This is a genomic window from Seonamhaeicola marinus (assembly GCF_008085455.1).
On sequence record NZ_VSDQ01000729.1, the window covers coordinates 412,230 to 436,808 of the forward strand.

The window sequence follows — 24,579 nt, forward strand, 5'->3', positions numbered from 1 at the left end:
ACATATTAAAAAACAAAAACCATACCTTGTACAAGGTATGGTTTTTTTTGGATAATGTTTATTTTTTACTTGAACTACAAAGAAGCCTTAATAAGCTCTCTATTCATTCTTGCAATGTTATCAAGAGAAATTCCCTTAGGACACTCTATTTCACAAGCTCCTGTATTCGTACAGTTTCCAAAACCTTCTAAATCCATTTGAGCTACCATATTCTTAACACGATCTGCAGCCTCAACTTGCCCTTGCGGTAATAGTGCGTATTGAGATACTTTTGCTCCAACAAATAACATGGCTGAAGAGTTTTTACAAGTTGCAACACAAGCTCCACAACCAATACATGTTGCAGCATCCATAGCCTCATCTGCTGCATGTTTTGAAATTGGAATAGCATTAGCATCTTGTGTATTACCTGATGTATTTACAGATATATAACCACCAGCTTGTTGAATGCGCTCAAATGAAGTTCTATCAACAATTAAATCTTTAATAACTGGAAATGCTGCTGCTCTAAATGGTTCTATTGTAATAGTATCACCATCTTTAAACATACGCATATGTAATTGACATGTAGTCACACCTCTATCTGGCCCATGAGCTTCTCCATTAATATACATAGAACACATTCCGCATATACCTTCACGACAATCATGATCAAATGCCACAGGCTCATCGCCTGCTGCTATCAATTGTTCATTTAGAACATCCATCATTTCCAAGAAAGACATATGTTCTGAAATATCATTTACCTTGTAAGTTTCCATCTTACCTTTTGATTGAGCGTCTTTTTGACGCCAAATCTTCAATGTTAAATTCATTCCTTTTCCTGACATATCTTTCTTATTTATATGAACGTTGTTTTAATTCAATATCCTTAAATTCTAATTCTTCTTTATGAAGCACCGCATCAGCTGGTTCTCCTTTATATTCCCAGGCAGACACAAACGCAAAATCTTTATCATTACGTTTAGCTTCTCCTTTTTGAGGTCCGTCTTCTTCTGCTGATTCTTCTCTAAAGTGCCCCCCACAAGACTCCTCTCTTGTTAAAGCATCTTTAGCAAACAATTCTCCTAGCTCCAAGAAATCTGCAACTCTACCTGCTTTTTCTAGCTCAGGATTCATTTCATTAGCACCACCAGGGACTGAAACTTCCTTCCAGAACTCTTCACGTATGGCTTTAATTTCGGCCATTGCCTCCTTTAAACCTTTTTCGTTACGAGCCATCCCTACTTTGTCCCACATTACTTTACCTAAACGTTTATGAAAGTAGTCAACAGACTTAGTACCTTTGTTATTAATAAAGAAATCTATTCTATCTTTCACCTCTTTTTCAGCTTCATCAAACTCTGGCGTGTCTGTTGGAATAGTACCTGTTCTAATATCATCGGATAAATAATCTCCAATAGTATAAGGTAATACAAAATACCCATCTGCGAGACCTTGCATAAGAGCAGAGGCACCTAATCTATTTGCTCCGTGATCAGAGAAATTAGCTTCTCCAATACAATATAATCCAGGTACTGTAGTCATTAAATTATAATCTACCCAAACACCTCCCATAGTATAATGTACCGCTGGGTAAATCATCATTGGTGTTTCATATGGATTTTCATCTACTATCTTCTCATACATTTGGAATAAGTTACCATACTTAGCTTCCACTATTTTCTGCCCAAGCTCATAAATTTTATCAGCTGAAGGGTTAGCTATACCTTGTATTTTGGCTTGCTCTTTTCCGTAACGTTGAATCGCCGCAGCAAAATCTAAGTAAACAGCTTCTCCAGTAGCATTTACACCATAACCCGCATCACAACGCTCTTTTGCTGCACGAGATGCAACATCACGAGGTACAAGGTTACCGAATGCAGGATAACGTCTTTCTAAATAGTAATCTCTTTCATCTTCAGACAAATCAGTAGGCTTTTTACGTCCTTCTCTAATTGCCAACACATCATCCATGTTTTTAGGTACCCAAATTCGTCCGTCGTTACGTAAAGACTCAGACATCAAAGTTAATTTAGACTGATAGTCTCCCGAACGAGGAATACATGTTGGGTGAATTTGTGTATAACATGGGTTTGCAAAAAACGCACCTTTTTTATGAATTTTCCAACTCGCAGATACATTTGAACCCATTGCATTCGTTGATAAGAAAAATACATTTCCATAACCACCAGAAGCAATTACTACTGCATGAGCAGAATGACGCTCAATTTCTCCTGTAATTAAGTTTCTAGCTATAATTCCTCTTGCTTTTCCGTCTACCTTAACAACATCTAACATTTCATGACGGTTATACATTTGAATCTTTCCACGAGCAATCTGACGGTTCATAGCAGAATACGCTCCTAATAATAATTGTTGCCCAGTCTGTCCTTTGGCATAAAAGGTTCTTGATACAAGAACACCACCAAATGAACGGTTGTCCAATAACCCACCATAATCACGAGCAAAAGGAACACCTTGCGCCACACATTGGTCAATAATATTAGCTGATACTTCAGCTAAACGGTATACATTAGCTTCACGAGAACGGTAGTCACCACCTTTTACAGTATCATAGAATAATCTGTATGTTGAATCACCATCACCTTGGTAATTTTTTGCGGCGTTGATACCTCCTTGTGCAGCAATTGAGTGGGCACGTCTAGGAGAATCTTGATAAGCAAAAGCTTTTACATTATATCCTAATTCTGCTAGTGTAGCTGCTGCAGAACCACCAGCCAAACCTGTACCAACAACAATAACATCTATTAAACGTTTGTTTGCTGGGTTTACTAAGTTTATTTTATCTTTATAAGTAGTCCATTTATCTTTAATAGGACCCTTTGGTACTTTTGAATCTAAAACACTCATATTCTAAAAATTAATGGTGATTAAAATGATGATAAACAGCTACGATTATAAATCCTAAAGGAATGATAATTGAGTAAGCTTTACCAAATGTTTGTAATGCCTTTTTTCTACCAGCAGTAGAACCAACAGATTGAAATGCCGATGTAAACCCATGTAATAAGTGTAAGGCCAATAAAATAAATGACACAACATAAGCTCCAACTCGTAATGGACTCACAAACTTTTCCTGTAATTCATGAAAGTATCTAAAGCTACCATCATGCATTCCAGTCATATCACCTTGAATGTATTTAACATTTATTTCTGGAATCCAGAAATCAATAAAGTGTAATACTAAAAACGCAAGTATTACTAATCCGCTATATATCATATTTCTACTCATCCAAGTAGAATTAGCAGCTCCGTTGTTTTTTGCATAAGAAACGCCTATTGCTTTTTTATTTCTTAATTCTAAAACAAATCCCATCACAAAATGAAAAACAACCCCAAAAATAAGTACTGGTTGCAACGCAAATTGCACTGCTGGATTGGTTCCCATGAAATGAGATAATTCGTTAAATAAATCTTCACTAAAAATTGAAGTTATATTAACTGCTAAGTGAATGATAAGGAAAAACATTAGGAAGAATGCAGAAAGCGCCATGGCTATTTTCCTCCCTATTGAAGATTTTAAAAATCCGCTCATTATTTATAAAATTTAGTAGTATGATACAAAGGTAAATTACTAGATACTCTTAGGCAAAAAGTAGGCAATTTAAAATCATAATTTAGAACAATTATAAGTAATAATACTTAGTTTTTAAACTATGATTTTAGTCATAGTTTAAAAACTCCAAAAATAAACCCAAAAAGGAACAAAAATCCAAGGTTTAAATACTGCTAAAAATCTACTTTTTCTTCATACTTTTACCTAATGGAAAAATTTAATTTGTAATTAACATGAAATATTCCCCTATAAATCGTAATCTTTTTATCAAAAATAGAGAAAATTTTACATCAAAAATGGCTCCCAGTAGTTTAGCTGTTTTTAACTCAAATGACATATACCCCATTAGTGCAGATAGTACATTACCTTTTCAGCAACACCGAGATATTTTCTACTTAAGTGGTGTAGACCAAGAAGAAAGTATTTTAGTATTGTTTCCAGATTGCCCTAAAGAAAAACATAGGGAAATCTTGTTCTTAAGAGAAACTAATGAACACATTGCTATTTGGGAAGGAGAAAAATTAACTAAAGAAAAAGCTTTTGAGGTTAGTGGCGTAAAAACCGTTTATTGGTTACAAGATATGGAACGTGTTATGTTTGAAATCATGACGCAATGCGATACAGTATATATCAACACAAACGAACATTACCGCTCAAACGTAGAAGTTGAAACAAGAGAAGATAGATTTACAAAGTGGCTTAAAGAAAAGTATCCTGCGCATTCTGTAGCAAAAAGTAATCCCATTCTACAAAGATTACGTTCAGTTAAGGATGATATAGAATTAGATTTAATTCAACACGCCTGCAACATTACTGAAAAAGGTTTTAGACGAGTTTTAAACTTTGTTAAACCTGGAGTTATGGAATATGAAATTGAAGCCGAATACATTCATGAATTTATAAGAAATAGATCTAAAGGATTTGCTTATACTCCAATTGTTGCCAGTGGTAATAATGCCAATGTTTTGCATTACATAGAAAACAATAAAGCATGTAAAGCGGGGGATTTAATTTTAATGGATGTTGGTGCAGAATACGCCAATTACTCTAGTGATATGACGAGAACAATCCCTGTTTCTGGAAAATTCTCAGACCGACAAAAAGCGGTATACAATGCAGTTTTAAGGGTGAAAAACGAGGCTACAAAAATGTTAGTTCCGGGAACACTTTGGGAAGAATATCATATAGAAGTTGGTAAAGTAATGACTTCAGAATTGTTAGGCCTTGGTTTACTTGACAAGGCAGATGTACAAAATGAAAACCCAGATTGGCCGGCTTACAAAAAATACTTAATGCATGGCACCAGTCATCATATGGGATTGGACACTCATGATTATGGCATTTTAACCGAACCAATGCAACCAAATATGGTATTTACAGTAGAACCGGGCATTTATATACCCGATGAAGGTTTTGGAATTAGAATTGAGGATGATGTTGTAATTCAAGAAACAGGTGTTCCATTTAATCTTATGAAAAATATACCAATTGAAGCAGAGGAAATAGAAGATTTAATGCAAAAGTAGTACATAAAAAAAAGAGGGATTAATAATCCCTCTTTTGGCAAAAACTTAAAATTTTATTTTTAAATAGCGACTAACTCAAATAAATATTCATTTAGCTTCTGCAGTGTTCCTACTTTATTTTCTGTATCGATTAATATGGAAATATTGTTTCTACTACCTCCATAAGAAATCATTCTAATATCTACATCTTTTAATATTTGAAACATTTTAAACGTTTCTTCATGATCTACTATTGAGTGCCCTACAAGACACACAATACTCTGATTTGTATCCACCTCAATTGATGCGAATGTTTCTAATTCTGCAATTATCTTGCCAAGGTTTTTATCATCGTCAATTGTTAAAGAAACCGCTACCTCAGATGTGGTGATCATATCGATTGAAGTTTCATAAGACTCAAAAATTTCAAATACTTTCCTTAAGAAACCATAAGCCTGTAACATTCTACCCGACTTAATTTTTATGGCAGTAATTCCATCTTTAGCAGCAATAGCCTTTATACCCGATTGTACGTGGTTTTTACTAATTAGCGTACCATGAGCGGGAGGATTCATCGTGTTTTTAAGTCTAACAGGAATACCATCTTTTCTAACCGGCAGCACTGTTTGAGGGTGTAAAATTTTTGCACCAAAATAAGCCAACTCCGCAGCTTCATCAAAAGACAAATTAGATATAGGTTTAGTCCCTTCAACGAATCTAGGATCATTATTGTGCATCCCGTCAATATCTGTCCAGATTTGCACTTCCTCAGCATGTATTACTGCACCAACTATAGTTGCCGTATAATCACTACCACCACGTTGTAAATTAGACACTTCATTATTAGCATCTAGGCAAATAAAACCCTGAGTTATATAAATATCAGCTTCAGGTGTATTGCTTAAAACACCATCTAAATCCTTTTTTATAGAAGCAAAATCTGGCTCTTTTACTTCATTAATTCTCATAAAATCCAACGCCGGTAATAATTGAGAATTAATTCCTTCTTGCTGTAAAAATTGATTAAACATAAAAGTTGAAAGCAATTCTCCTTGTGCTAAAATCTCATTTTCTAAAACTTGGGAGAAAGGTTTTGATGCACATGCTCTTAAAAAATCAAAACGCTCAGAAACATAAACTTTTACCGTAGTATTAATAGATGAACTAACTATCAATTCATCTATAACTGCTGTATATTTAGAATAAAGGTTTTCAACATCTTCTAATGCTTCGGTAACAGCATTACTAGCAATTTTAGAAGCTATACCTACTAATGAATTTGTTGTACCAGACATAGCCGATAAGACTACTATTTTTTTCTCACCATCATTAATAATGGACCTCACATTATTCATGTTCTCAACAGACCCAACCGATGTTCCACCAAACTTTAAAACCTTCATATCTATATTAATATTGTAAATAGACTTTCGTCTATATATTTCATTTTCATCATTTTGAGAAACAAAACTAAAATACATAGAGCGTTAAAACTTATTTTTATAAAAAAATGTTTACTTTTACACATATTGTTAAATAATTAACATAAAAGCAGATGAAAACTGTATCCAACTGTGTAGAAGACATTTTAATAACACAACCTTACCTAGAAGAAGCGTTGTCTAGAAATATTATTAACTATAGTGCTTTAGCTGTTGAACTCACGGAACCCATAAGCAAAATGTTAAAAAAGGACGTAAAACCAGGCGCTATTATGATGGCTTTAAGGCGTTATAATCCGCCGCCTACTTTGGGGAACTCCATTAAAATGAAACGGGTTATTCAAAACCTAGGTGATATCACTGTGCGTTCAAACCTTACAGATTTTACAGTTAAAAACTCGGAAACGTTAATTAATAACCACTCTAAAATTTTAGAGCGCATAAATAAAGAAGATAAACTTTTTTACACCTTTACCAGAGGTATTCACGAAAGTACTTTAATAATTTCGAGCAGTCTTAATGAATTTGTACATGACAATTTAAAAAACGAAACATTTCTTGCAGTTCAAAATGGACTTTCCGCAATAACTATTAACTTACCTCAAGACAATTCTAAAATAGCCGGTTTGTACTATCACTTCTTTAAAAGACTAGCTTGGGAAGGCATTGTATTGTATGAGGTACTTTCTACAACTAATGAATTTACTATTCTAGTTGAAGATGAGTATGTAGATAAAGCGTTTACCGCCATAAAAAGGGTTAAAGCTTAATTGTTTTTAGGTTTAAACTTCAATAATTTCTTCTGGCTTATAAATACTGTCTGTATACATTTCCCAAACTTTAAATCCGCCAGCTAAATTCGCCACTTGGTCAATACCATTATTCCTAAAAATTAATTCAGCTAAATAACCTCTTAATCCTTTTTGGCAAAACACTACAACTTTTTTGTTAAGTGCTTTTATAGCATCAATATGCAATCTTAATTCATCTAACGGATAGTTAATCGCTCCAGGAATAGTCTCTTTTTTATATTCCAATTCCGTTCTAGCATCAACTAACAACACATTATTATCTGATTTTATAAGTAATTCTAGATCCTCTACAGATATTTGTTGGCTTCTTTCATGTAAAACGTTCTCTGCAATGTATCCAGAAACAACAATTGGATCTTTTGCTGGCGAAAATGGTGGCGCATAAGCCAAATCCAATTGGGCTAAATCCGTAATTTTTAGTTTGGCATAAATAGCCGTACTTAAAACATCAATACGCTTATCTACACCAACTTCTCCAAAGAGCTCTGCGCCGTAGATTTCTTCGGTTTTTGGATTATAATAAATCTCTGTAATCAAATCCTTCTTACCAGGATAATAACCCGGGGTAGAACCAGCTACCGAGAGTATGGTTTTAAACGGTAAACCTTTTTGAGCTAAAGTGGAGGCATTCATTCCTGTTCTTGCTAATGTGAAATTAAACACCTTAACGATAGCCGTTTTGTAAGCACCTTTAAATGTTAGATTTCTACCTAATGCATTGGCTCCAGCTGTTCTACCTCCTTTGTTAGAGTGTGTTCCTAAAGGGAAATAATCATACTCCTGAGTTTGTAAATTCTTAATTGACACGTTATCTCCAGCAGCATAAACGTCTTTAATAGAAGTTTCCATTGCTGTATTCACTATTAAGGCTCCATTATCAATGGCCTCTGCCCCCGCTTCAATTAGTAAGTCCGTATTGGGCTTTATGCCTGTACTTAATATGACAAAATCTGTTAAAATTGTTTTCCCATCGGAAGTGGTTACCGATAAAATTTTCCCATTAGTATCAATATTAAATTTAGACACCAATGTATTGGTTAGCACCTCAACACCTTCAGACTCTAAGATATTACCAGCAAAATTTCCAAATTTCTTTTGCCACATATTTAAAACATGAGTTGAGCCTTCAACTAAAGTTACCTTCTTACCAGCATGCCTTAAGTTTTCGGCTACTTCAACACCAATTAAACCGGCACCAATTACTGTAATATGTTTAGATACGTTGGTTAGACCTTCTTTAGTTATTTTATCAAAGTCTGGCATAGACCTACAAGTAGACCAGTTATGAGCTAATTTTACATTTTCAATTGGAGGTACAATTGATCTTGCTCCTGTGGCAAAAATTAAAATATCGTATGGGTAACTTGTTATACTGGAATATACCGTTTTGTTCTTTGCATCAATCCTAATAATTTCTTCATTTAAATGAACGTCTATATTAAATCTAGTTTTGAGTAATTGTGGCTTAACCACCATTAACCTATCTCTAGTCTCTATAACTCCCGAAAAAGCATAAGGCATTCCACAGGTTGCATAGCTAATATTTGCACCTTTTTCAAACAAAATAATTTGAGCTGTTTCATTTTCTCGTCTTGCTTTGGCTGCTGCAGAAGGGCCTGCAGACAGACCTCCTATTACTATAATTTTTTTCATTCTAAATTCAATTTCTATTCAAATTTCAATGAAAGTTTTCAACTAGAATGTAATATTTGTCACTTAAACGATTTCGTACGTTTTCAAATCTATTTATTAAAACTAAACGTATTATACAATAATGATATTTAGTTTTGCATGAATGTTAGATTATCTCTTAAAAGGTATTTTTAAATGACACTTAAGTATAAAGGCTTAGATATTTTTTTTAAAGATGAAGGCAAAGGAGGCGCTGTTGTTTTACTACATGGTTTTTTAGAAAACTCAAGCATATGGAAAGACCTTAGTGCTGAAATCTCCAAACGACATAGAGTTATATCAATAGATCTCTTAGGGCATGGAAAAACTGGTTGCCTGGGTTACATTCACAGCATGGAACTAATGGCCGAAGTTGTTGAGGCAGTGCTGAAACACTTAAAAATTAGAAAGTCAATTCTCATTGGTCATTCTATGGGTGGTTATGTGGCTTTAGCTTACGCTGAAAAAAACCCGGACAATGTAAAAGGATTATGTTTATTAAACTCTACCGCAAGTGCTGACACTCCAGAGAAAAAAATTAATAGAGATAGAGGTATTGAAGCTGTTAAAAAAAATCACAAAACGTTCATACGAATAGCTGTAGCAAATCTGTTTTCTTCAGAAAATCAAAAACTATTTTCTAAAGACATAAAGAAACTTATTGACCAATGCTTAAAGACACCCCTGCAAGGTATTGTAGCTGCCTTAGAAGGCATGAAAATAAGAAATGATAGAGAAGTCCTTCTTCATTTCTCTCCTTATAGAAAGCTAATGATTATTGGTAAGAAAGACCCAGCACTTAATTATGAGGCATTAATTGCCCAGACAAAAAACACAAAAGTTAAGGTGGTTGAATTTGATGGTGGACATATGAGTTTTATAGAGAATAAAACGGAGTGCAAAGACACAATATTGCATTTCATCGAAAATAAATAGTTATTCGTCGAATAATTGATATTTTTTTGTAAGTTTATATCCTCCAAATCAAAAATAATGAAAAAACCTACTTTAAGCCCTAAGGTATATTGCTCACTTTTTGGTCATGATTATGAGGTTACAAAAAAGGTAACGGAACATGTAAAAGAGTACACCTGTACACGTTGTAAAAAGCAACTAACCACCAATAGCAACGGAGAGTTAACAGAGTTAACTCCAAAATTTAGAGAAATCAACTTAATTTTAGAAAGAATTCATAACAGCAGAAAAGAACGTTTAAAGGGAAAAGCCGTCATTTCGTCGATTTGTTAATGTGCTGTTAATAACTTTCATCGGTTTTTTATACCTTTAAGTCATCTCCCCGAAACCCTAATTTTAATGGCTAATTTTTATGAAAAACATTCACTGCAAAGTATTTGGACATGACCTTAGAGTCAGTAAAAATGTCACTTTACATGTTAAAGAATACACTTGCAAAAACTGCGGAAAACAATTTACTACAAGCAGTAACGGCAACTTAGTTGAGTTAACTCCTAAGTTCAAAGAAATTAATACTGTTTTAGAAAAAATTCACAATAAACGTCTTCTTAGACAACAAAAATTGTATCCGGAGTTATTAGTTTTTAGGCATTAAAATTTTTCCACCCTTGAGCTTGTAGTTCAATTTTAGTTTCTGCTCTGGTTACCAAGTGTACACCAGCTTCTTTTTCTCTCATATAACCAATAACGGTTAAATTCGGATTGGCCTTTATTTTAGGGAAATCTTCCTGTGAAATAGTAAAAAGTAATTCATAATCCTCTCCCCCATTCAACGCAACTGTTGTACTATCTATGTTAAACTCTTCACAAGTTGAAATAACTTGAGGATCTAGAGGTATTTTATTTTCATATAAATCGCATCCAACATTACTTTGCCTGCATATATGAAGTATTTCTGATGATAACCCGTCACTAACATCAATCATAGAGGTCGGTTTAACCTCTAAATCTTTTAACAATTTAACAATATCCTTCCTTGCTTCAGGCTTTAATTGTCTTTCAACGATATATGTATAAGGTTCCAAATCTGGTTGATTATTTGGATTTACTTTATAAACCTCTTTTTCTCGTTCTAAAACCTGTAACCCCATGTAAGCTGCTCCTAAATCTCCAGTCACTACCAATAAATCGTTTGGTTTTGCTCCAGATCTGTACACTTCATCATTAACCACCTCCCCTATAGCAGTAACAGAAATCAATAACCCTGTTGTTGAAGAGGTTGTATCACCACCAACTACATCTACATTATAAATTTTTGCAGCAGTTTCAATCCCAGCATATAATTCTTCAAGAGCTTCTAAAGGAAATCGGTTAGAAACAGCAATAGAAACTGTAACCTGAGTTGCACTTGCGTTCATGGCATAAACATCAGACAAATTAACAACTACAGCTTTGTAGCCTAAATGTTTTAAGGGCATATAACTTAAATCGAAATGCACGCCTTCAACTAACAAATCTGTGGATACCACAATTTTATTGTTTTTAAAATCTAAAACGGCGGCATCATCTCCAATACTTTTAACGGTTGACGATTGTTTTACTTTAAAGTTTTTCGTTAAATGGTCTATAAGACCAAATTCACCCAAATCACTTAACTGGGTTCTTTGCTGATTTTTATCCTCTATCATAATGCAAAAATAATAGTTTTATTAGGTTAATTTTGGTACATTACAAATAGTTTTTGAAAGGTTCATAATATAATCGTTTAAAAAACCGTTTTAATTAAAAATTGCTTAGCTATGTCTTACTTTATAAAGAAACTATGCCGGATTTCTTTATTCGGATTGTTTTGTGCTACCCTAATTTTTTCTTGCGAGAGAGATAACAATATTCCTTTAAACACAGACATTAGTATTAATGAAGATGTTTTAGCTCCTTGTGTTAATGGATTTGCTGCAGGGTATCCATGCAGGGACTACGATTTAATGGCACATTTGCCAGTAGATACTTTTGATGGTAATGAAGGAAATGATTCTTGGGGTTGGGTAGATGAAACAACACAAAAAGAATATGCGTTAATGTGTCTTGATAATGGCGTTGGTTTTGTTGATATTACAGATGCTTTAAATCCAATATATTTAGGAAAATTACCTACTGCAACCATTGCTAGCCCGTGGCGTGATGTAAAAATATACCAGAATCATGCATTTATTGTGGCCGACAATTCTGTTGGAGAGGACAGTCATGGAATGCAAATTTTTGATCTTACTAGATTACGAAATGTTGCAAATCCGCCAGAGACCTTTACAGAGGATTTAAATTTTACTGGTTTTGGAAGAGCCCATAACTTGTTTATTAATGAAGAAACTGGCTATGCCTACATTGTTGGAAGTAGTTCTTTTTTAGGTGGGCCAATTTTTATCAATATTCAGGATCCAATGAACCCTGTAATTGAAGGCGGCTTTATTAATTTAGGTTATTCTCATGATGCTCAAGTTGTAACTTATAATGGCCCTGATTCGGATTATACTGGTCAAGAAATATTTATAGGTAGTAATGAAGATGAAGTTGTCATAGTTAATGTAACGGATAAAACCAATCCAACTATTATTTCTAGAATTACATATACCAATGTTAGGTATGCACATCAAGGTTGGTTTACTTCCGATATGAAATACTTTATTCTTGGTGACGAACTAGATGAACTTAGAATTGGCATTGATACCAAAACCATTGTTTTTGATTTTACAGACTTAGACAACCCGCAATTTCATTTTAATTATTTTGGCCCCACCTCGGCTATTGACCACAACGGATATGTAAAGGGAGATAACTTTTTCTTTGCAAACTACAATGCTGGAATGCGTGTTTTAGACATTTCGGATATAGAAAACACTAATGTATCCGAAGTTGGTTTTTTTGATACCTATCCAGACAATAACAACACTGGTTTTGATGGCGCTTGGACAGTTTACCCATACCTACCGAGTGGAAATATTATAATAAGTGATGTTACTAACGGACTTTTTATAGTTAGAAAAAGCGGCACTTAAGTTTTTGATTATGTTCACACAGAACAAAATATTCCAATTCCTTTCAATTGCTTTGGCAGTTTTAGTACTTCGGTGTTCTAATAATGACACCCCCCAAACATCTTCTCCTCCTGATAAAGACGTTACTTTCGTAAAAACTCTTGGCGGATCCAACAATGAAAGTGCTAGGTCTATTATAGCAACATCAGATGGTGGTTACGCTATCTTAGGATATACTCAAAGTTCTGATGGCGACATTACCAATAAAACCAATTCGTCTTTTGATTATTGGCTTTTAAAATTTGATGCTAACCACGCCTTACAGTGGCAACAGACATATGGAGGCGCTAGTGATGATAGAGGAAGCTGTCTCATTCAAACCCAAGATAACGGTTTTGCATTATTAGGTTCGCGTAAAAGCACCAACGGATTCAATGATTTTTGGGTCATTAGAACAAATGCTTCTGGTCATATCTCATGGGAAACATCTTTTGGGTTTTCTGGAACAGATGAAGGCATTTCTATTATTGAAACAAATGATAACGGCTTGCTCCTAACGGGTGTTTTAGATGTAACCGCATCTGGCGGACAAGGAAACACCAAACACAACTTAACCAAAAGACATGCTGGTGGTGATTACTGGGCAGTAAAACTAGATGCTTCTGGAAACCTTGAGTGGAGTAAATTCTTTGGAGGTACATTTACAGACACGCCCTATGATGTGGTTCAAACAGATGATAATGGTTACATTTTAGTTGGCTCCTCCGATAGCGCAGACACAGACATCAAGAATAATAAAGGCACCTATGATTTTTGGGTCATTAAAATTTCTGAAACTGGTAATTTGGTATGGGAAACATCCTTTGGCGGTACACAATTAGATGAAGCTAGAGGAATTGCAAAAACGAATGACGGTAACTTCATCATTATAGGAGACACCAGAAGTAATGATAAAGATGTAGGATTTAATAAGGGCGCTGCAGACTTTTGGGTCATTAAAATTTCTAATCAAGGTGATCTCTTATGGGAAAAAACATTTGGTGGTAGTAGTTTTGATGCGGCCCGCGCAATACATAGAACTAAAGACAATGGTTTTGTAATTTCTGGCAGTTCAAGAAGTGCAGATACAGACCTTGAGGCCAACAACGGGCAAAATGATGCCTGGGTCATAAAATTAAATAACCAAGGTAATCTTGAATGGCAAAAATCTCTTGGTGGCGCAGATGTAGATTTGGCTTATGATGCCATTCAATTAAATGATAACTCCATTGTTGTTGTTGGTGAATCAAATAGTTCAAATGCAGATATACCCGAAAACAAAGGGTTTTCCGATTTATTAATTTTTAATATAAAATAGCCCTATGAAAAAACTAAGTTTAGCTATTGTTAGTTTGTTCATTTTATTATCCTGTTCTTCGGATGATGGTAATAAAGGCTATAACATTAGTCTAAATTTTGGTCATATTTGGGATGATACACCAGTTACGAATTCGGATTTTAATACCATAAAATTCACTAATGCCAATGGTAATCAATTGAGCATAGAACGTCTTAGATATGTGATTTCAGATCTTACCTTCAACAATTCTAATGGAGAAACCATTTCTATTGAAGGTTATAATCTCGTTGATGTTACCAATGCGGAAAACTTAAGTTTTTCCCCAGCAGCAACCATTCCAAAAGGCAAATACACTAATGTGTCTTTTATATTTGGGTTTACCAATGCAAAGAATATTGATGCTGCCTATGCTGACTTAAACTCTGCAAGTTTTGGTGTACCTACAATGATGGGTGGTGGCTACCACTACATGCAATTAGACGGAAAGTTTATTAACAGTTCATCATCAGAACAAGGTTATAACTATCATGCCATTAGGGCGGTAGATAATCCCGGAGCGAGCCCAAGTTTTCCGCAAGACACTTTCTTTAAAGTAGACCTCGGAGCAGTTACTATAAATAGCAACACCAATCTTAATATTGAAATGAATATTGCCCAGTGGTTTAAAAGTCCACACACTTGGGATTTGGATGCCTTAAATCAAGCACTAATGCCAAATTCTACAGCTCAAATTATGATGTATGACAACGGACAAAATGTGTTTTCTTTAAAATCTATAGACTAACGCCAATTGAATAAACGGACTTTACATATTGCTTGTATACTTCTCATTTGCCTTTCCTGTGCTAATGAAAAAATAGATAGTTATAGTCCAACCCCGCAACCTTTAGAAATCCCGCAACTATTTCAAGACAAAATTTTAGCTCCCGTAATTCCAATTAACAATCCACAAACCAAAGAGGGTATAGCTCTTGGTAAAAAGCTTTTCTTTGATCCAATTTTATCTTCAGACAATACACAGTCGTGTGCAGATTGTCATGCCCCAGAAAACGCATTTACAGATACAGACCGGTTTAGTGATGGTATTGCGGGTATTTTAGGCACCAGAAATTCTATGCCTTTATTTAATTTAGCTTGGAATTATGATGAAAAGTTTTTTTGGGATGGTAACGCTTTTAGCTTAGAACATCAAGCCTTTGTTCCCGTAACAGACCCAATAGAAATGGCCAGCACATGGCCGCAAATAGAAAACAGACTTCAAAATCATAATGAATACCCAGAGTTGTTTAATCAAGCTTTTGGTACCAGAATCATAGACTCAACCTTAGTAACAAAAGCCATTGCGCAATTTGAGCGCACTCTAATATCAGCCAATTCAAAATTTGACCAATTTCTTTTAGGAGAGGCCACGTTAACGCCACAAGAACAAAATGGTTTTAACGTCTTTATGGATGAAAATAGAGGCGATTGTTTTCATTGCCACGGTAGTGAAAATAATCCGCTTTGGACCGACAACTTGTTTCATAATAACGGGCTTGATTCTGAATTTTCAGATTTAGGCCTTGGCGCCATAACTGGAGATCCTGCAGACAATGGAAAGTTTAGATCACCCTCATTACGAAATCTAGCTTTTACATCACCTTATATGCATGATGGTCGATTTGCAACTCTAGACGAGGTGATAAACCATTATAGTGAAGGTCTACAAGCCTCTCCAACAATAGACCCATTAATGAAAAAAATTGCTGAAGGAGGTGTTCAACTTACGGCTCAAGACAAGGCAGATTTAAAAGCTTTTTTACTTACACTATCAGATTACGAATTCATTAAATAAATCAAAAATTCTTTGATAATCAGAAGTTTTACACGTTTATAAATGTGGTTTTTCAACATAATACTGTAAAAATTTTATTGTAATTTAAAGCTACTTAAAGCCTAAGACATGACATTTAATACAGCATCTAAACTCTATTGCTTCCTCTATGGGCATAATTATAAGCGCATTGAAAAAGCCAAAAAGAACACTCCAAAACTTATTTGTAAGACCTGCAAAAGCTATTTTACATACGACTCTAAAGGCGAAATAATTCCGTTTTCCGCTAAAAAGAACAAACAATTAAAACTTATAAGAAAGTTAAAAAAAAGTAGTTCGTAAATTAATCTTACCAAAATACCGAAGCCCTTCTAAAACGGAATAGCTTTTGATGACTATTACTTTTACATGCACAACAAGCTCATTACCTACAGCTTTCGCCTACTTATTCTGGTGGCTCCCTAAAATTAAATAAACAATAGCCTTTCCCAATAACATGAAACGGGTTTCGAATTCATGGAATAATTCCGCAAAAATGAATAAAAATGGGTTAAAATACCATATGTACGGTTTTCCCGCAGCAAAACGTCAATATCTTTTAATACTTTAACCAGCGTAAAGTCTCTCTAATATGAAATCTGGTTTACCGAATAGTCTATATTGTTATATATATGGTCATAACTACCACCGTGTAGAAAACTCAAATGACGACTCACCCAAATTGATATGCAAAAACTGTAAAAAGTATTTTGAATATGCTCCTAATGGTGATATTGTACGTTCTCAACAGCCTAAAAAAAGAGAAGAAGTGCAGCTTAGAGTATTACGGAAAATTTAATTTCTTCGCTACTTTCAAAGTTAATTTTCACCTAAAAACCTATTTTGTTTACTTATAAGAAAAACTTATTAGCCCATATGCTAATATAATGTTAGGTTACATTGAAATCCCTGACTTATATTGTATATTTGCAGTCAATTTAGTGCAAATCTAAATTAAAATAAGGGTATGATCAAAGTTTCAGAAACAGCAAAGAAAAAAGTGATAGAGCTTATGACCGATGATGGTTATGATGCTACTACAGATTTTGTTCGCGTTGGTGTTAAAAGTGGTGGGTGTTCTGGTTTATCTTACGATCTAAAGTTTGATAAAGAACAACAAGAAGAAGATAAAGTGTTTGAAGACAACGGCGTTAAAATCATAGTAGATAAAAAAAGCTTTTTATACTTAATTGGCACAACTTTAGAGTATTCCGGAGGATTAAACGGAACTGGGTTTGTATTTAATAATCCTAATGCCAATAGAACCTGTGGTTGTGGTGAATCATTTTCACTATAAACACATTTAAATCTTCCTAAAAGGAGGACTTTTAAAACTAATAAACTCGAAGCATGAGTAAATATACGGAAGACGATTTAAGAGAAGAGTTAAAAACCAAGGAATACGAATATGGTTTTTATACAGATATTGAGTCGGAAACATTTCCTAATGGTTTAAACGAAGATATCGTTAAAGCTATTTCTAAAAAGAAAGAAGAGCCAGAATGGATGACCGAATGGCGTTTAGAAGCTTTTAGAATTTGGAAAGATATGGAAGAGCCTGAATGGGCCAATGTAAATTACGAAAAACCAGATTTTCAAGCTATATCTTATTATTCTGCGCCAAACAGCAAACCTAAATATGATAGTTTAGATGAAGTTGACCCTGAATTATTGGCAACTTTTGACAAACTTGGTATTTCTTTAGATGAGCAAAAGAAATTGGCTGGTGTAGCCATGGACGTTGTGGTAGATTCTGTTTCTGTAGCAACTACATTTAAAGAAACGTTAGCAGAACAAGGCATTATTTTTATGAGTATTTCTGAAGCCATTAAGGAACATCCTGAATTGGTAAAGCAATATATTGGTACCGTTGTACCTCAGAAAGATAATTTTTACGCGGCATTAAATAGTGCTGTATTTAGTGATGGTAGTTTCTGTTACATTCCTAAAGGCGTAAGATGTCCTATGGAATTATCTACATATTTCAGAATTAACCAAGCCGGTACTGGTCAGTTTGAAAGAACCTTGGTCATTGCCGATGAAGGAAGTTATGTAAGCTACCTTGAAGGTTGTACAGCGCCTAGTAGAGATGAAAATCAATTACATGCGGCCGTTGTTGAGTTAATTGCTCTTGATGATGCAGAAATTAAATATTCTACAGTACAAAACTGGTTCCCAGGAAATGCTGAAGGTAAAGGTGGGGTTTACAATTTTGTAACCAAAAGAGGTCTCTGTGAAACCAATGCTAAAATCTCTTGGACACAAGTAGAAACTGGTAGTGCGGTAACTTGGAAATACCCTTCATGTGTGCTAAAAGGCGATAATTCGGTTGGCGAGTTTTACTCCATAGCAGTTACTAACAATTATCAACAGGCAGATACGGGTACCAAAATGATTCACTTAGGAAAAAACACTAAGTCTACTATCATCTCAAAAGGTATTTCGGCAGGGAAATCTCAGAACTCTTACCGTGGGCTGGTACAAATTCAGCCAATGGCTAAAAATGCCCGTAACTTTTCGCAATGTGATAGTTTACTTATGGGTAATGAGTGTGGTGCACATACCTTCCCATATATTGAAGCCAAAAATCAGTCTGCTCAAATTGAGCATGAGGCTACTACAAGCAAAATTGGTGAAGACCAAATTTTCTACTGTAACCAAAGAGGTATTGATACCGAAAAGGCTATTGCTTTAATTGTAAACGGATTTAGTAAAGAAGTATTAAATAAGCTTCCAATGGAATTTGCCGTTGAAGCTCAAAAATTATTAGAAATAAGTTTAGAAGGAAGTGTAGGTTAATCTCTAATTCCTATAAAAATAAATAACGAAGCAAACAAGTATGTTAAAGATAGAAAACTTACACGCTAGTGTTGAAGATAAGAACATTTTAAAAGGGATTAACTTAGAAGTTAAGCCTGGGGAAGTTCATGCTATTATGGGACCAAATGGTTCTGGTAAGAGTACATTATCATCTGTAATTGCTGGTAAAGAAGAATACGAAGTTTCAGAAGGAAGCATCATTTTTGATGGTGAAGATATCGAAGAATTAGCAGCAGAAGAAAGAGCACATAAAGGTATCTTTTTATCATTCCAATACCCTGTAGAAATTCCAGGAGTATCTGTTACTAACTTCGTTAAAACAGCTATTAACGAAACTAGAAAAGCACAAGGGTTAGAAGACATGCCTGCAAAAGATATGTTGAAGTTAATCCGTGAAAAATCTGATTTATTAGAAATAGACAGAAAGTTTTTATCACGTTCTTTAAACGAGGGCTTCTCTGGTGGTGAAAAGAAACGTAATGAGATTTTTCAAATGGCCATGTTAGATCCTAAATTAGCTATTCTTGACGAAACCGATTCTGGTTTAGATATTGATGCCTTAAGAATTGTAGCTAATGGTGTTAACAAACTTAAAAGTAAAGACAACGCTGTTATCGTTATTACACACTACCAACGTCTATTAGACTATATAGTACCAGATTATGTACATGTTTTACATAATGGTAGAATTGTAAAATCTGGAACTAAAGAATTAGCGCTAGAGCTTGAAGCTAAAGGATACGATTGGATTAAAGAAGAAGTTGGTGCATAAAGTAGTAAGCAGTCTCAAATCTCAGTAGACAGTGTTTATTGTAACTGAAAACCGCGACTGAAAACTGAAACAACATGAGTTTAAAAGAAAAATTATTATCGTCATTTATAGTTTTTGAAAACCAAGCTGAAGCAGATTCTTATGTGCATGAGGTAAGAAACGAAGCTATAAAAACCTTTGAAGAAAAAGGCTTTCCTACCAAGAAAGACGAAGCTTGGAAATACACTTCTTTAAATAAAATTTTAAAAGAAGACTATAGCGTATTCCCAAAACAAGAAAATGCTTTAGAATATAGAGATGTTAAAAAATATTTTATCCATGAAATAGACACTTATAAAATTGTGTTTATTGATGGTAAATATTCTTCACATCTGTCTGAAACAACACATGACGGATTAGATGTATGCTTAATGTCTGCAGCGTTAACCAAACCGAAATACAGGTTAATTATAGAAAACTACTTTAACAAAGCTTCTAGCAAAGACAGTTTATCTTCTTTAAACACTGCATTCTCAAAAGAAGGAGCCTACGTTCATATTCCTAAAGGGAAAGTGGTTCAAAAACCAATTCAAATCATTCATTTCTCAACTGGAGATGAATCTGCAACCATGTTACAACCTCGTAACTTAATTGTAGTTGAAGAGAATTCTCATGTACAAATTATAGAGCGTCATCAAAGTTTAACGAGCAACCCTGTTTTAACGAATTGTGTTACCGAAGTTTTTGCTAAAAAACGCGCTATTGTAGATTATTACAAAATCCAAAACGATACCCAAGATGCTTCTTTGGTAGATAATACGTTCATTAAACAAGACCGAGAAAGTCATGTATCGGTGCACACCTTCTCTTTTGGTGGAAAATTAACTAGAAACAATCTTAATTTTTACCAAGAAGGAGAACGTATAGACTCTACTTTAAAAGGGGTAACGATTATAGGCGATAAACAACATGTAGACCATAACACTCTGGTACATCATATTGAACCGAATTGTGAAAGCCACCAAGACTATAAAGGTATTTTTGCAGACCGTTCAACAGGTGTATTCAATGGTAAAGTTGTGGTTGAAAAAGAAGCGCAGAAAACCAATGCGTTTCAAGCCAATAACAATATTTTAATAAGTGACAAAGCTGCCATTAATACAAAACCACAGTTAGAAATTTTTGCAGATGATGTAAAGTGTTCTCATGGATGTACTATTGGTCAGTTAGATGAAAGCGCCTTATTTTACATGCGTTCTCGCGGAATTCCGGAAAAAGAAGCCAAAGCCCTTTTAATGTATGCATTTAGTAATAACGTTTTAAGTTCTGTAAAAATCCCAGAAATTAAACAGAGAATTACTAAAATTATAGCCAAACAATTGGGCGTTAATATTGGTTTTGATCTATAAGTACTGAATTCATTTCAGTATAAAAATTATTTGTAGCTAATTCCCGCTTTCGGCAGTCGCTTCCCGATTTTCTTATCGGGAGAGCTTCAACAAATGCCTCAATCGGGGCTAAAAAACAACTATGTTAAACGTTGAAGACATCAGAAAAGATTTCCCTATTCTCTCAAGAGAAGTGAATGGAAAACCTTTAGTATATTTTGATAATGCGGCTACATCGCAAACACCTCAACAAGTTATAGATGCCATTGTAGATTATTATTCTAACTACAATGCAAATATTCACAGAGGTGTACATACTTTAAGTCAAGAAGCTACAGATTTATACGAGCAAGCCAGACAAAAAATACAGGCCCATTTTAACGCTAAACATAGCTACGAAATTATATTCACCTCCGGAACAACCCATAGTATCAACTTAGTTGCTAACGGGTTTTCTGCTTTACTCAAAAAAGGAGATGAAATAATAGTTTCTGCTTTAGAACACCATAGTAACATTGTGCCTTGGCAAATGCTTTGCGAACGTACAGGAGCCACACTAAAAGTTATTCCAATGAATGACGATGGTGAGCTTGTTATGTCTGAATACGACAAGTTATTATCTAAAAATACGAAACTAGTTTTCACCAATCATATATCTAATGCCTTAGGAACCATTAATCCTATAGAGTATATCATTGCAAAAGCACATGAAGTTGGTGCCGCTGTTTTAATTGATGGTGCGCAAGCTTGCCCACATATAAAACCAGATGTACAAGATTTAGATGTAGACTTCTACGTAGCTTCGGCCCATAAAATGTGTGGACCAACAGGTATGGGAATGCTTTATGGCAAAGAAGAATGGCTGAACAAATTACCACCGTATCAAGGTGGCGGCGAAATGATTGCCGAAGTTAGCTTTGAAAAAACCACTTACGCAGATTTACCCCATAAATTTGAAGCAGGAACTCCAAATATTGCTGGCGGTATTGTATTTGGAACCGCAATAGATTATATGAATGCTATTGGGTTTGATGCTATTGCCAAATATGAAAATGAGCTCTTAGAATACGGTACTCAAAAGCTTTTAGAAATTGAAGGCTTAAAAATCTACGGAACGTCACAACATAAAACATCTGTATTATCGTTTAACTTAGAAGGCATTCATCCCTATGATGTGGGTTCTATTTTAGACAAATTAGGTATTGCTGTTAGAACAGGACATCATTGCGCGCAGCCTATTATGGATTACTACAAAATTCCAGGGACAATCAGAGCTTCCTTTGCCTTTTACAATACTAAAGCAGAAATTGACGCTTTAGTTGAGGGGGTTAAAAAAGCCAAAATGATGTTGTCTTAAAAGTAAATTTTGTCAACCTGAACGCTCACACCGGGCATAGTGTTGTTTAAGGTTCCCATTATACAGTCTAAGATTCTGAAATACTGAAATAAATTCAGCACATGCAAATTCAGAATGACAACTGACCAGAAAAATTAGGCATCTTTTTTGTACTTTCAATACTGAAATAAAATTTAATCTAAGATGAAACCTATCTTATTATTTTTTTGTCTGATGGTTTTACGCTGTTGCTGGGGACCATCTAATTATCAATTAATGTTAGATTCTCAAAATAATAGTACAGCCGTGAAAGACTTAAATGGTAAATACAACGTTGTTCATTTAAATGACAGGGATGTATCTTCATATAACCTAAATATTAGTTTTAATAAAGCAACACAGCAAGCCTCAGGATTTTCAGGATGTAATCGTTTTTTTGGTTCTTATTCAATTGATGGTAACTCCTTAAATTTTGGCGAAATGGGTGCCACCAAAATGCTATGTCAAGATGATAAAAATACTATTGAATCGTCTTTCTTTAAAGCACTAGGAAAAGCTAATACCATCCTTTTTAATAAAAGTGGCTTTTCGCTCTTTCAAAATAAAAAACTACTCCTTATAGCGGAAAAAGAGCAAACTTCTTTTGAAACAATTTCGTTTGAATACTCCGCAGTGTCCCGTGGTTCTTATCAATTCATAAAACTTAATAACAAATCTATCTCATTTCAAAACACGAGAAACGGAAACCCTCAAAACGTCATATGCAAAAAAGAACAATGGACCAAGATTATTAACGCTTCCAAAAGTATCACTTTTAAAAACATTTCTAATCTAGAAGCGCCGTCGCAAAAGCGACTGTTTGATGGCGCAGCTATAGCAAAACTAAAAGTAATTGTAGACGGCAAAACTTATGAAACACCAAGTTTTGACCATGGCAATCCTCATCCTGAAATTGCTAATCTTGTTAAAGAAATCCTATCATTAGCCCAAAACGTTGAATAGCAACTATTCTTGTTGTATTTTTGCTTAAAATTTGAGACCGTGACAATTGAAGATATTCAAAACGAAATAATAGACGAATTCTCTATGTTCGAGGATTGGGAGGAGCGTTACCAATATATGATAGATTTAGGGAAAGAATTACCCTTAATTGACGACCAATACAAAACTGACAACAACATTATTAAAGGTTGTCAAAGTAAAGTATGGGTGCATGCTGAAATGAAAGATGACAAGCTAGAATTTACAGCAGATAGTGATGCCATTATTACTAAAGGTATTATTGCAATTTTAATTAGAGCATTTTCGAATCAGCACCCAAAAGATATTATTGATGCAGATACAAGTTTTATTGACCAAATAGGACTAAAAGAACATTTATCACCTACGCGTGCTAACGGATTAGTAAGTATGGTGAAACAATTAAAAATGTACGCGATAGCGTACCAAACTCAACTTAATTAGGTTTATGCGTTGATACGTGTATTCGTTTAAACGTCTCAACAAATAAACGTATAAACATTCAAAAAATGAGTGATACTACAATAGATACAAACGCCCTAGGCGAAAAAATAGTAAACGTTTTAAAAACTATTTATGACCCTGAAATTCCAGTTGATATTTATGAACTCGGGTTAATTTATGACGTTTTTGTAAACGAAGATTACGACGTTAAAATTCTAATGACTTTAACAACGCCTAACTGCCCAGTGGCAGAAACTTTGCCTCTTGAAGTTGAGGAAAAAGTAAAATCTCTTGATGAAGTAAATAATGCCGAAGTAGAAATTACTTTTGATCCACCATGGTCTCAAGATTTAATGAGTGAAGAAGCTAAGTTAGAATTAGGAATGCTGTAACAATACACTATGTTTATAGTAGAACTAACTTATAAGGTTCCGCTTTCTGAAGTTGATACTTATCTTGAAGCCCATATTAACTATCTCAATGAGCAGTATGAATTAGGTCATTTTATTGCTTCAGGAAGGAAAGAACCAAGAGATGGTGGTATTATTTTATCAAAACTACCAAACAAAGAAACACTATTAGAAATTCTTAATAAAGACCCTTTTAAAGTACATAATCTAGCAGATTATAAACTTATTGAGTTTACTCCTAGCAAAGTAGGAAAAGGGTTTGAAAATTTAATAGCCTAAAGGT

Annotated in this window: 24 protein-coding genes; 18 read left to right on the plus strand and 6 right to left on the minus strand. The window is 34.4% G+C overall.

The genetic code is table 11. The annotated features are described in order from the left end of the window. Positions 1 to 74: 74 nt before the first annotated feature. The 3 genes from FUA24_RS22865 to FUA24_RS22875 are packed head-to-tail and all read right to left on the minus strand — an operon-like array spanning position 75 to position 3,538. On the minus strand, positions 75 to 815 hold the full coding sequence (locus FUA24_RS22865) for a succinate dehydrogenase/fumarate reductase iron-sulfur subunit (protein WP_148545709.1): 741 nt from the start codon (positions 813 to 815) through the stop codon (positions 75 to 77). Positions 816 to 837: 22 nt separating this feature from the next. Beyond that, positions 838 to 2,853 (minus strand): fumarate reductase/succinate dehydrogenase flavoprotein subunit, encoded by a 2,016-nt coding sequence (locus FUA24_RS22870; RefSeq protein WP_148545546.1) that lies wholly within the window; start codon positions 2,851 to 2,853, stop codon positions 838 to 840. 10 nt (positions 2,854 to 2,863) lie between these two features. Beyond that, positions 2,864 to 3,538 carry a succinate dehydrogenase cytochrome b subunit gene (locus FUA24_RS22875; protein WP_148545548.1) on the minus strand — a complete coding sequence of 225 codons (675 nt, stop codon included), beginning with the start codon at positions 3,536 to 3,538 and terminating at the stop codon, positions 2,864 to 2,866. Positions 3,539 to 3,792: 254 nt separating this feature from the next. Here FUA24_RS22875 and FUA24_RS22880 point away from each other — a divergent pair, with 254 nt between their 5' ends. After that, positions 3,793 to 5,085 carry an aminopeptidase P family protein gene (locus FUA24_RS22880; protein WP_148545550.1) on the plus strand — a complete coding sequence of 431 codons (1,293 nt, stop codon included), beginning with the start codon at positions 3,793 to 3,795 and terminating at the stop codon, positions 5,083 to 5,085. A gap of 59 nt (positions 5,086 to 5,144) precedes the next feature. Here the strand turns inward: FUA24_RS22880 and FUA24_RS22885 are convergent, their stop codons facing one another. Continuing rightward, the gene (locus FUA24_RS22885) at positions 5,145 to 6,467 is read right to left on the minus strand and encodes an aspartate kinase (RefSeq protein WP_148545711.1); all 1,323 of its coding nucleotides are present in this window, start codon (positions 6,465 to 6,467) and stop codon (positions 5,145 to 5,147) included. 152 nt (positions 6,468 to 6,619) lie between these two features. On the opposite strand from FUA24_RS22885, the gene FUA24_RS22890 reads away from it, so the two are divergent. After that, complete coding sequence (locus FUA24_RS22890) at positions 6,620 to 7,276, plus strand: hypothetical protein (protein WP_148545552.1); 657 nt, start codon at positions 6,620 to 6,622, stop codon at positions 7,274 to 7,276. Between the two features lie 12 nt (positions 7,277 to 7,288). On the opposite strand, the gene FUA24_RS22895 is transcribed toward FUA24_RS22890, so the two are convergent. Beyond that, the gene (locus tag FUA24_RS22895; RefSeq protein WP_148545554.1) at positions 7,289 to 8,971 is read right to left on the minus strand and encodes an FAD-dependent oxidoreductase; all 1,683 of its coding nucleotides are present in this window, start codon (positions 8,969 to 8,971) and stop codon (positions 7,289 to 7,291) included. A 174-nt stretch (positions 8,972 to 9,145) separates the two neighbouring features. On the opposite strand from FUA24_RS22895, the gene FUA24_RS22900 reads away from it, so the two are divergent. Further along, on the plus strand, positions 9,146 to 9,925 hold the full coding sequence (locus FUA24_RS22900; RefSeq protein ID WP_148545557.1) for an alpha/beta fold hydrolase: 780 nt from the start codon (positions 9,146 to 9,148) through the stop codon (positions 9,923 to 9,925). Positions 9,926 to 9,982: 57 nt separating this feature from the next. Then, a complete protein-coding gene (locus FUA24_RS22905; RefSeq protein WP_148545558.1) occupies positions 9,983 to 10,237 on the plus strand; it encodes a DUF1660 family phage protein in 255 nt (84 codons plus the stop codon). Positions 10,238 to 10,548: 311 nt separating this feature from the next. Here the strand turns inward: FUA24_RS22905 and thiL are convergent, their stop codons facing one another. Beyond that, on the minus strand, positions 10,549 to 11,592 hold the full coding sequence (thiL, locus tag FUA24_RS22915) for a thiamine-phosphate kinase (protein ID WP_148545562.1): 1,044 nt from the start codon (positions 11,590 to 11,592) through the stop codon (positions 10,549 to 10,551). 111 nt (positions 11,593 to 11,703) lie between these two features. Here thiL and FUA24_RS22920 point away from each other — a divergent pair, with 111 nt between their 5' ends. The 14 genes from FUA24_RS22920 (at position 11,704) to FUA24_RS22985 (ending at position 24,575) form a co-directional block, all read left to right on the plus strand. Further along, positions 11,704 to 12,957 (plus strand): choice-of-anchor B family protein, encoded by a 1,254-nt coding sequence (locus tag FUA24_RS22920; RefSeq protein WP_148545564.1) that lies wholly within the window; start codon positions 11,704 to 11,706, stop codon positions 12,955 to 12,957. 10 nt (positions 12,958 to 12,967) lie between these two features. Continuing rightward, positions 12,968 to 14,293, plus strand: a complete 1,326-nt coding sequence (locus tag FUA24_RS22925) for a hypothetical protein (protein WP_148545566.1) — start codon at positions 12,968 to 12,970, stop codon at positions 14,291 to 14,293. Between the two features lie 4 nt (positions 14,294 to 14,297). Continuing rightward, on the plus strand, positions 14,298 to 15,059 hold the full coding sequence (locus tag FUA24_RS22930; RefSeq protein WP_148545568.1) for an MbnP family protein: 762 nt from the start codon (positions 14,298 to 14,300) through the stop codon (positions 15,057 to 15,059). A 6-nt stretch (positions 15,060 to 15,065) separates the two neighbouring features. Then, the gene (locus tag FUA24_RS22935; RefSeq protein WP_148545570.1) at positions 15,066 to 16,109 is read left to right on the plus strand and encodes a cytochrome-c peroxidase; all 1,044 of its coding nucleotides are present in this window, start codon (positions 15,066 to 15,068) and stop codon (positions 16,107 to 16,109) included. A gap of 108 nt (positions 16,110 to 16,217) precedes the next feature. Next, positions 16,218 to 16,430 carry a hypothetical protein gene (locus tag FUA24_RS22940; protein ID WP_148545573.1) on the plus strand — a complete coding sequence of 71 codons (213 nt, stop codon included), beginning with the start codon at positions 16,218 to 16,220 and terminating at the stop codon, positions 16,428 to 16,430. A gap of 664 nt (positions 16,431 to 17,094) precedes the next feature. Further along, complete coding sequence (locus FUA24_RS22945; RefSeq protein WP_148545575.1) at positions 17,095 to 17,424, plus strand: HesB/IscA family protein; 330 nt, start codon at positions 17,095 to 17,097, stop codon at positions 17,422 to 17,424. Between the two features lie 53 nt (positions 17,425 to 17,477). After that, positions 17,478 to 18,926: a Fe-S cluster assembly protein SufB gene (gene sufB / locus FUA24_RS22950; RefSeq protein ID WP_148545577.1), complete on the plus strand. Its 1,449-nt coding sequence runs from the start codon at positions 17,478 to 17,480 to the stop codon at positions 18,924 to 18,926. 40 nt (positions 18,927 to 18,966) lie between these two features. Beyond that, a complete protein-coding gene (gene sufC, locus FUA24_RS22955; RefSeq protein WP_148545580.1) occupies positions 18,967 to 19,719 on the plus strand; it encodes a Fe-S cluster assembly ATPase SufC in 753 nt (250 codons plus the stop codon). 74 nt (positions 19,720 to 19,793) lie between these two features. Beyond that, entirely contained in the window at positions 19,794 to 21,107 is a 1,314-nt protein-coding gene (gene sufD / locus FUA24_RS22960) for a Fe-S cluster assembly protein SufD (RefSeq protein ID WP_148545581.1), read from the plus strand. Between the two features lie 121 nt (positions 21,108 to 21,228). After that, the gene (locus FUA24_RS22965) at positions 21,229 to 22,443 is read left to right on the plus strand and encodes an aminotransferase class V-fold PLP-dependent enzyme (RefSeq protein WP_148545583.1); all 1,215 of its coding nucleotides are present in this window, start codon (positions 21,229 to 21,231) and stop codon (positions 22,441 to 22,443) included. Between the two features lie 255 nt (positions 22,444 to 22,698). After that, positions 22,699 to 23,424 (plus strand): META domain-containing protein, encoded by a 726-nt coding sequence (locus FUA24_RS22970; protein WP_187388370.1) that lies wholly within the window; start codon positions 22,699 to 22,701, stop codon positions 23,422 to 23,424. Positions 23,425 to 23,463: 39 nt separating this feature from the next. Next, positions 23,464 to 23,886 carry a SufE family protein gene (locus tag FUA24_RS22975; RefSeq protein WP_148545587.1) on the plus strand — a complete coding sequence of 141 codons (423 nt, stop codon included), beginning with the start codon at positions 23,464 to 23,466 and terminating at the stop codon, positions 23,884 to 23,886. Positions 23,887 to 23,951: 65 nt separating this feature from the next. Then, positions 23,952 to 24,278 (plus strand): DUF59 domain-containing protein, encoded by a 327-nt coding sequence (locus FUA24_RS22980; RefSeq protein ID WP_148545589.1) that lies wholly within the window; start codon positions 23,952 to 23,954, stop codon positions 24,276 to 24,278. A gap of 9 nt (positions 24,279 to 24,287) precedes the next feature. Then, positions 24,288 to 24,575 carry a YciI family protein gene (locus FUA24_RS22985; RefSeq protein ID WP_148545591.1) on the plus strand — a complete coding sequence of 96 codons (288 nt, stop codon included), beginning with the start codon at positions 24,288 to 24,290 and terminating at the stop codon, positions 24,573 to 24,575. Positions 24,576 to 24,579: the final 4 nt, after the last annotated feature.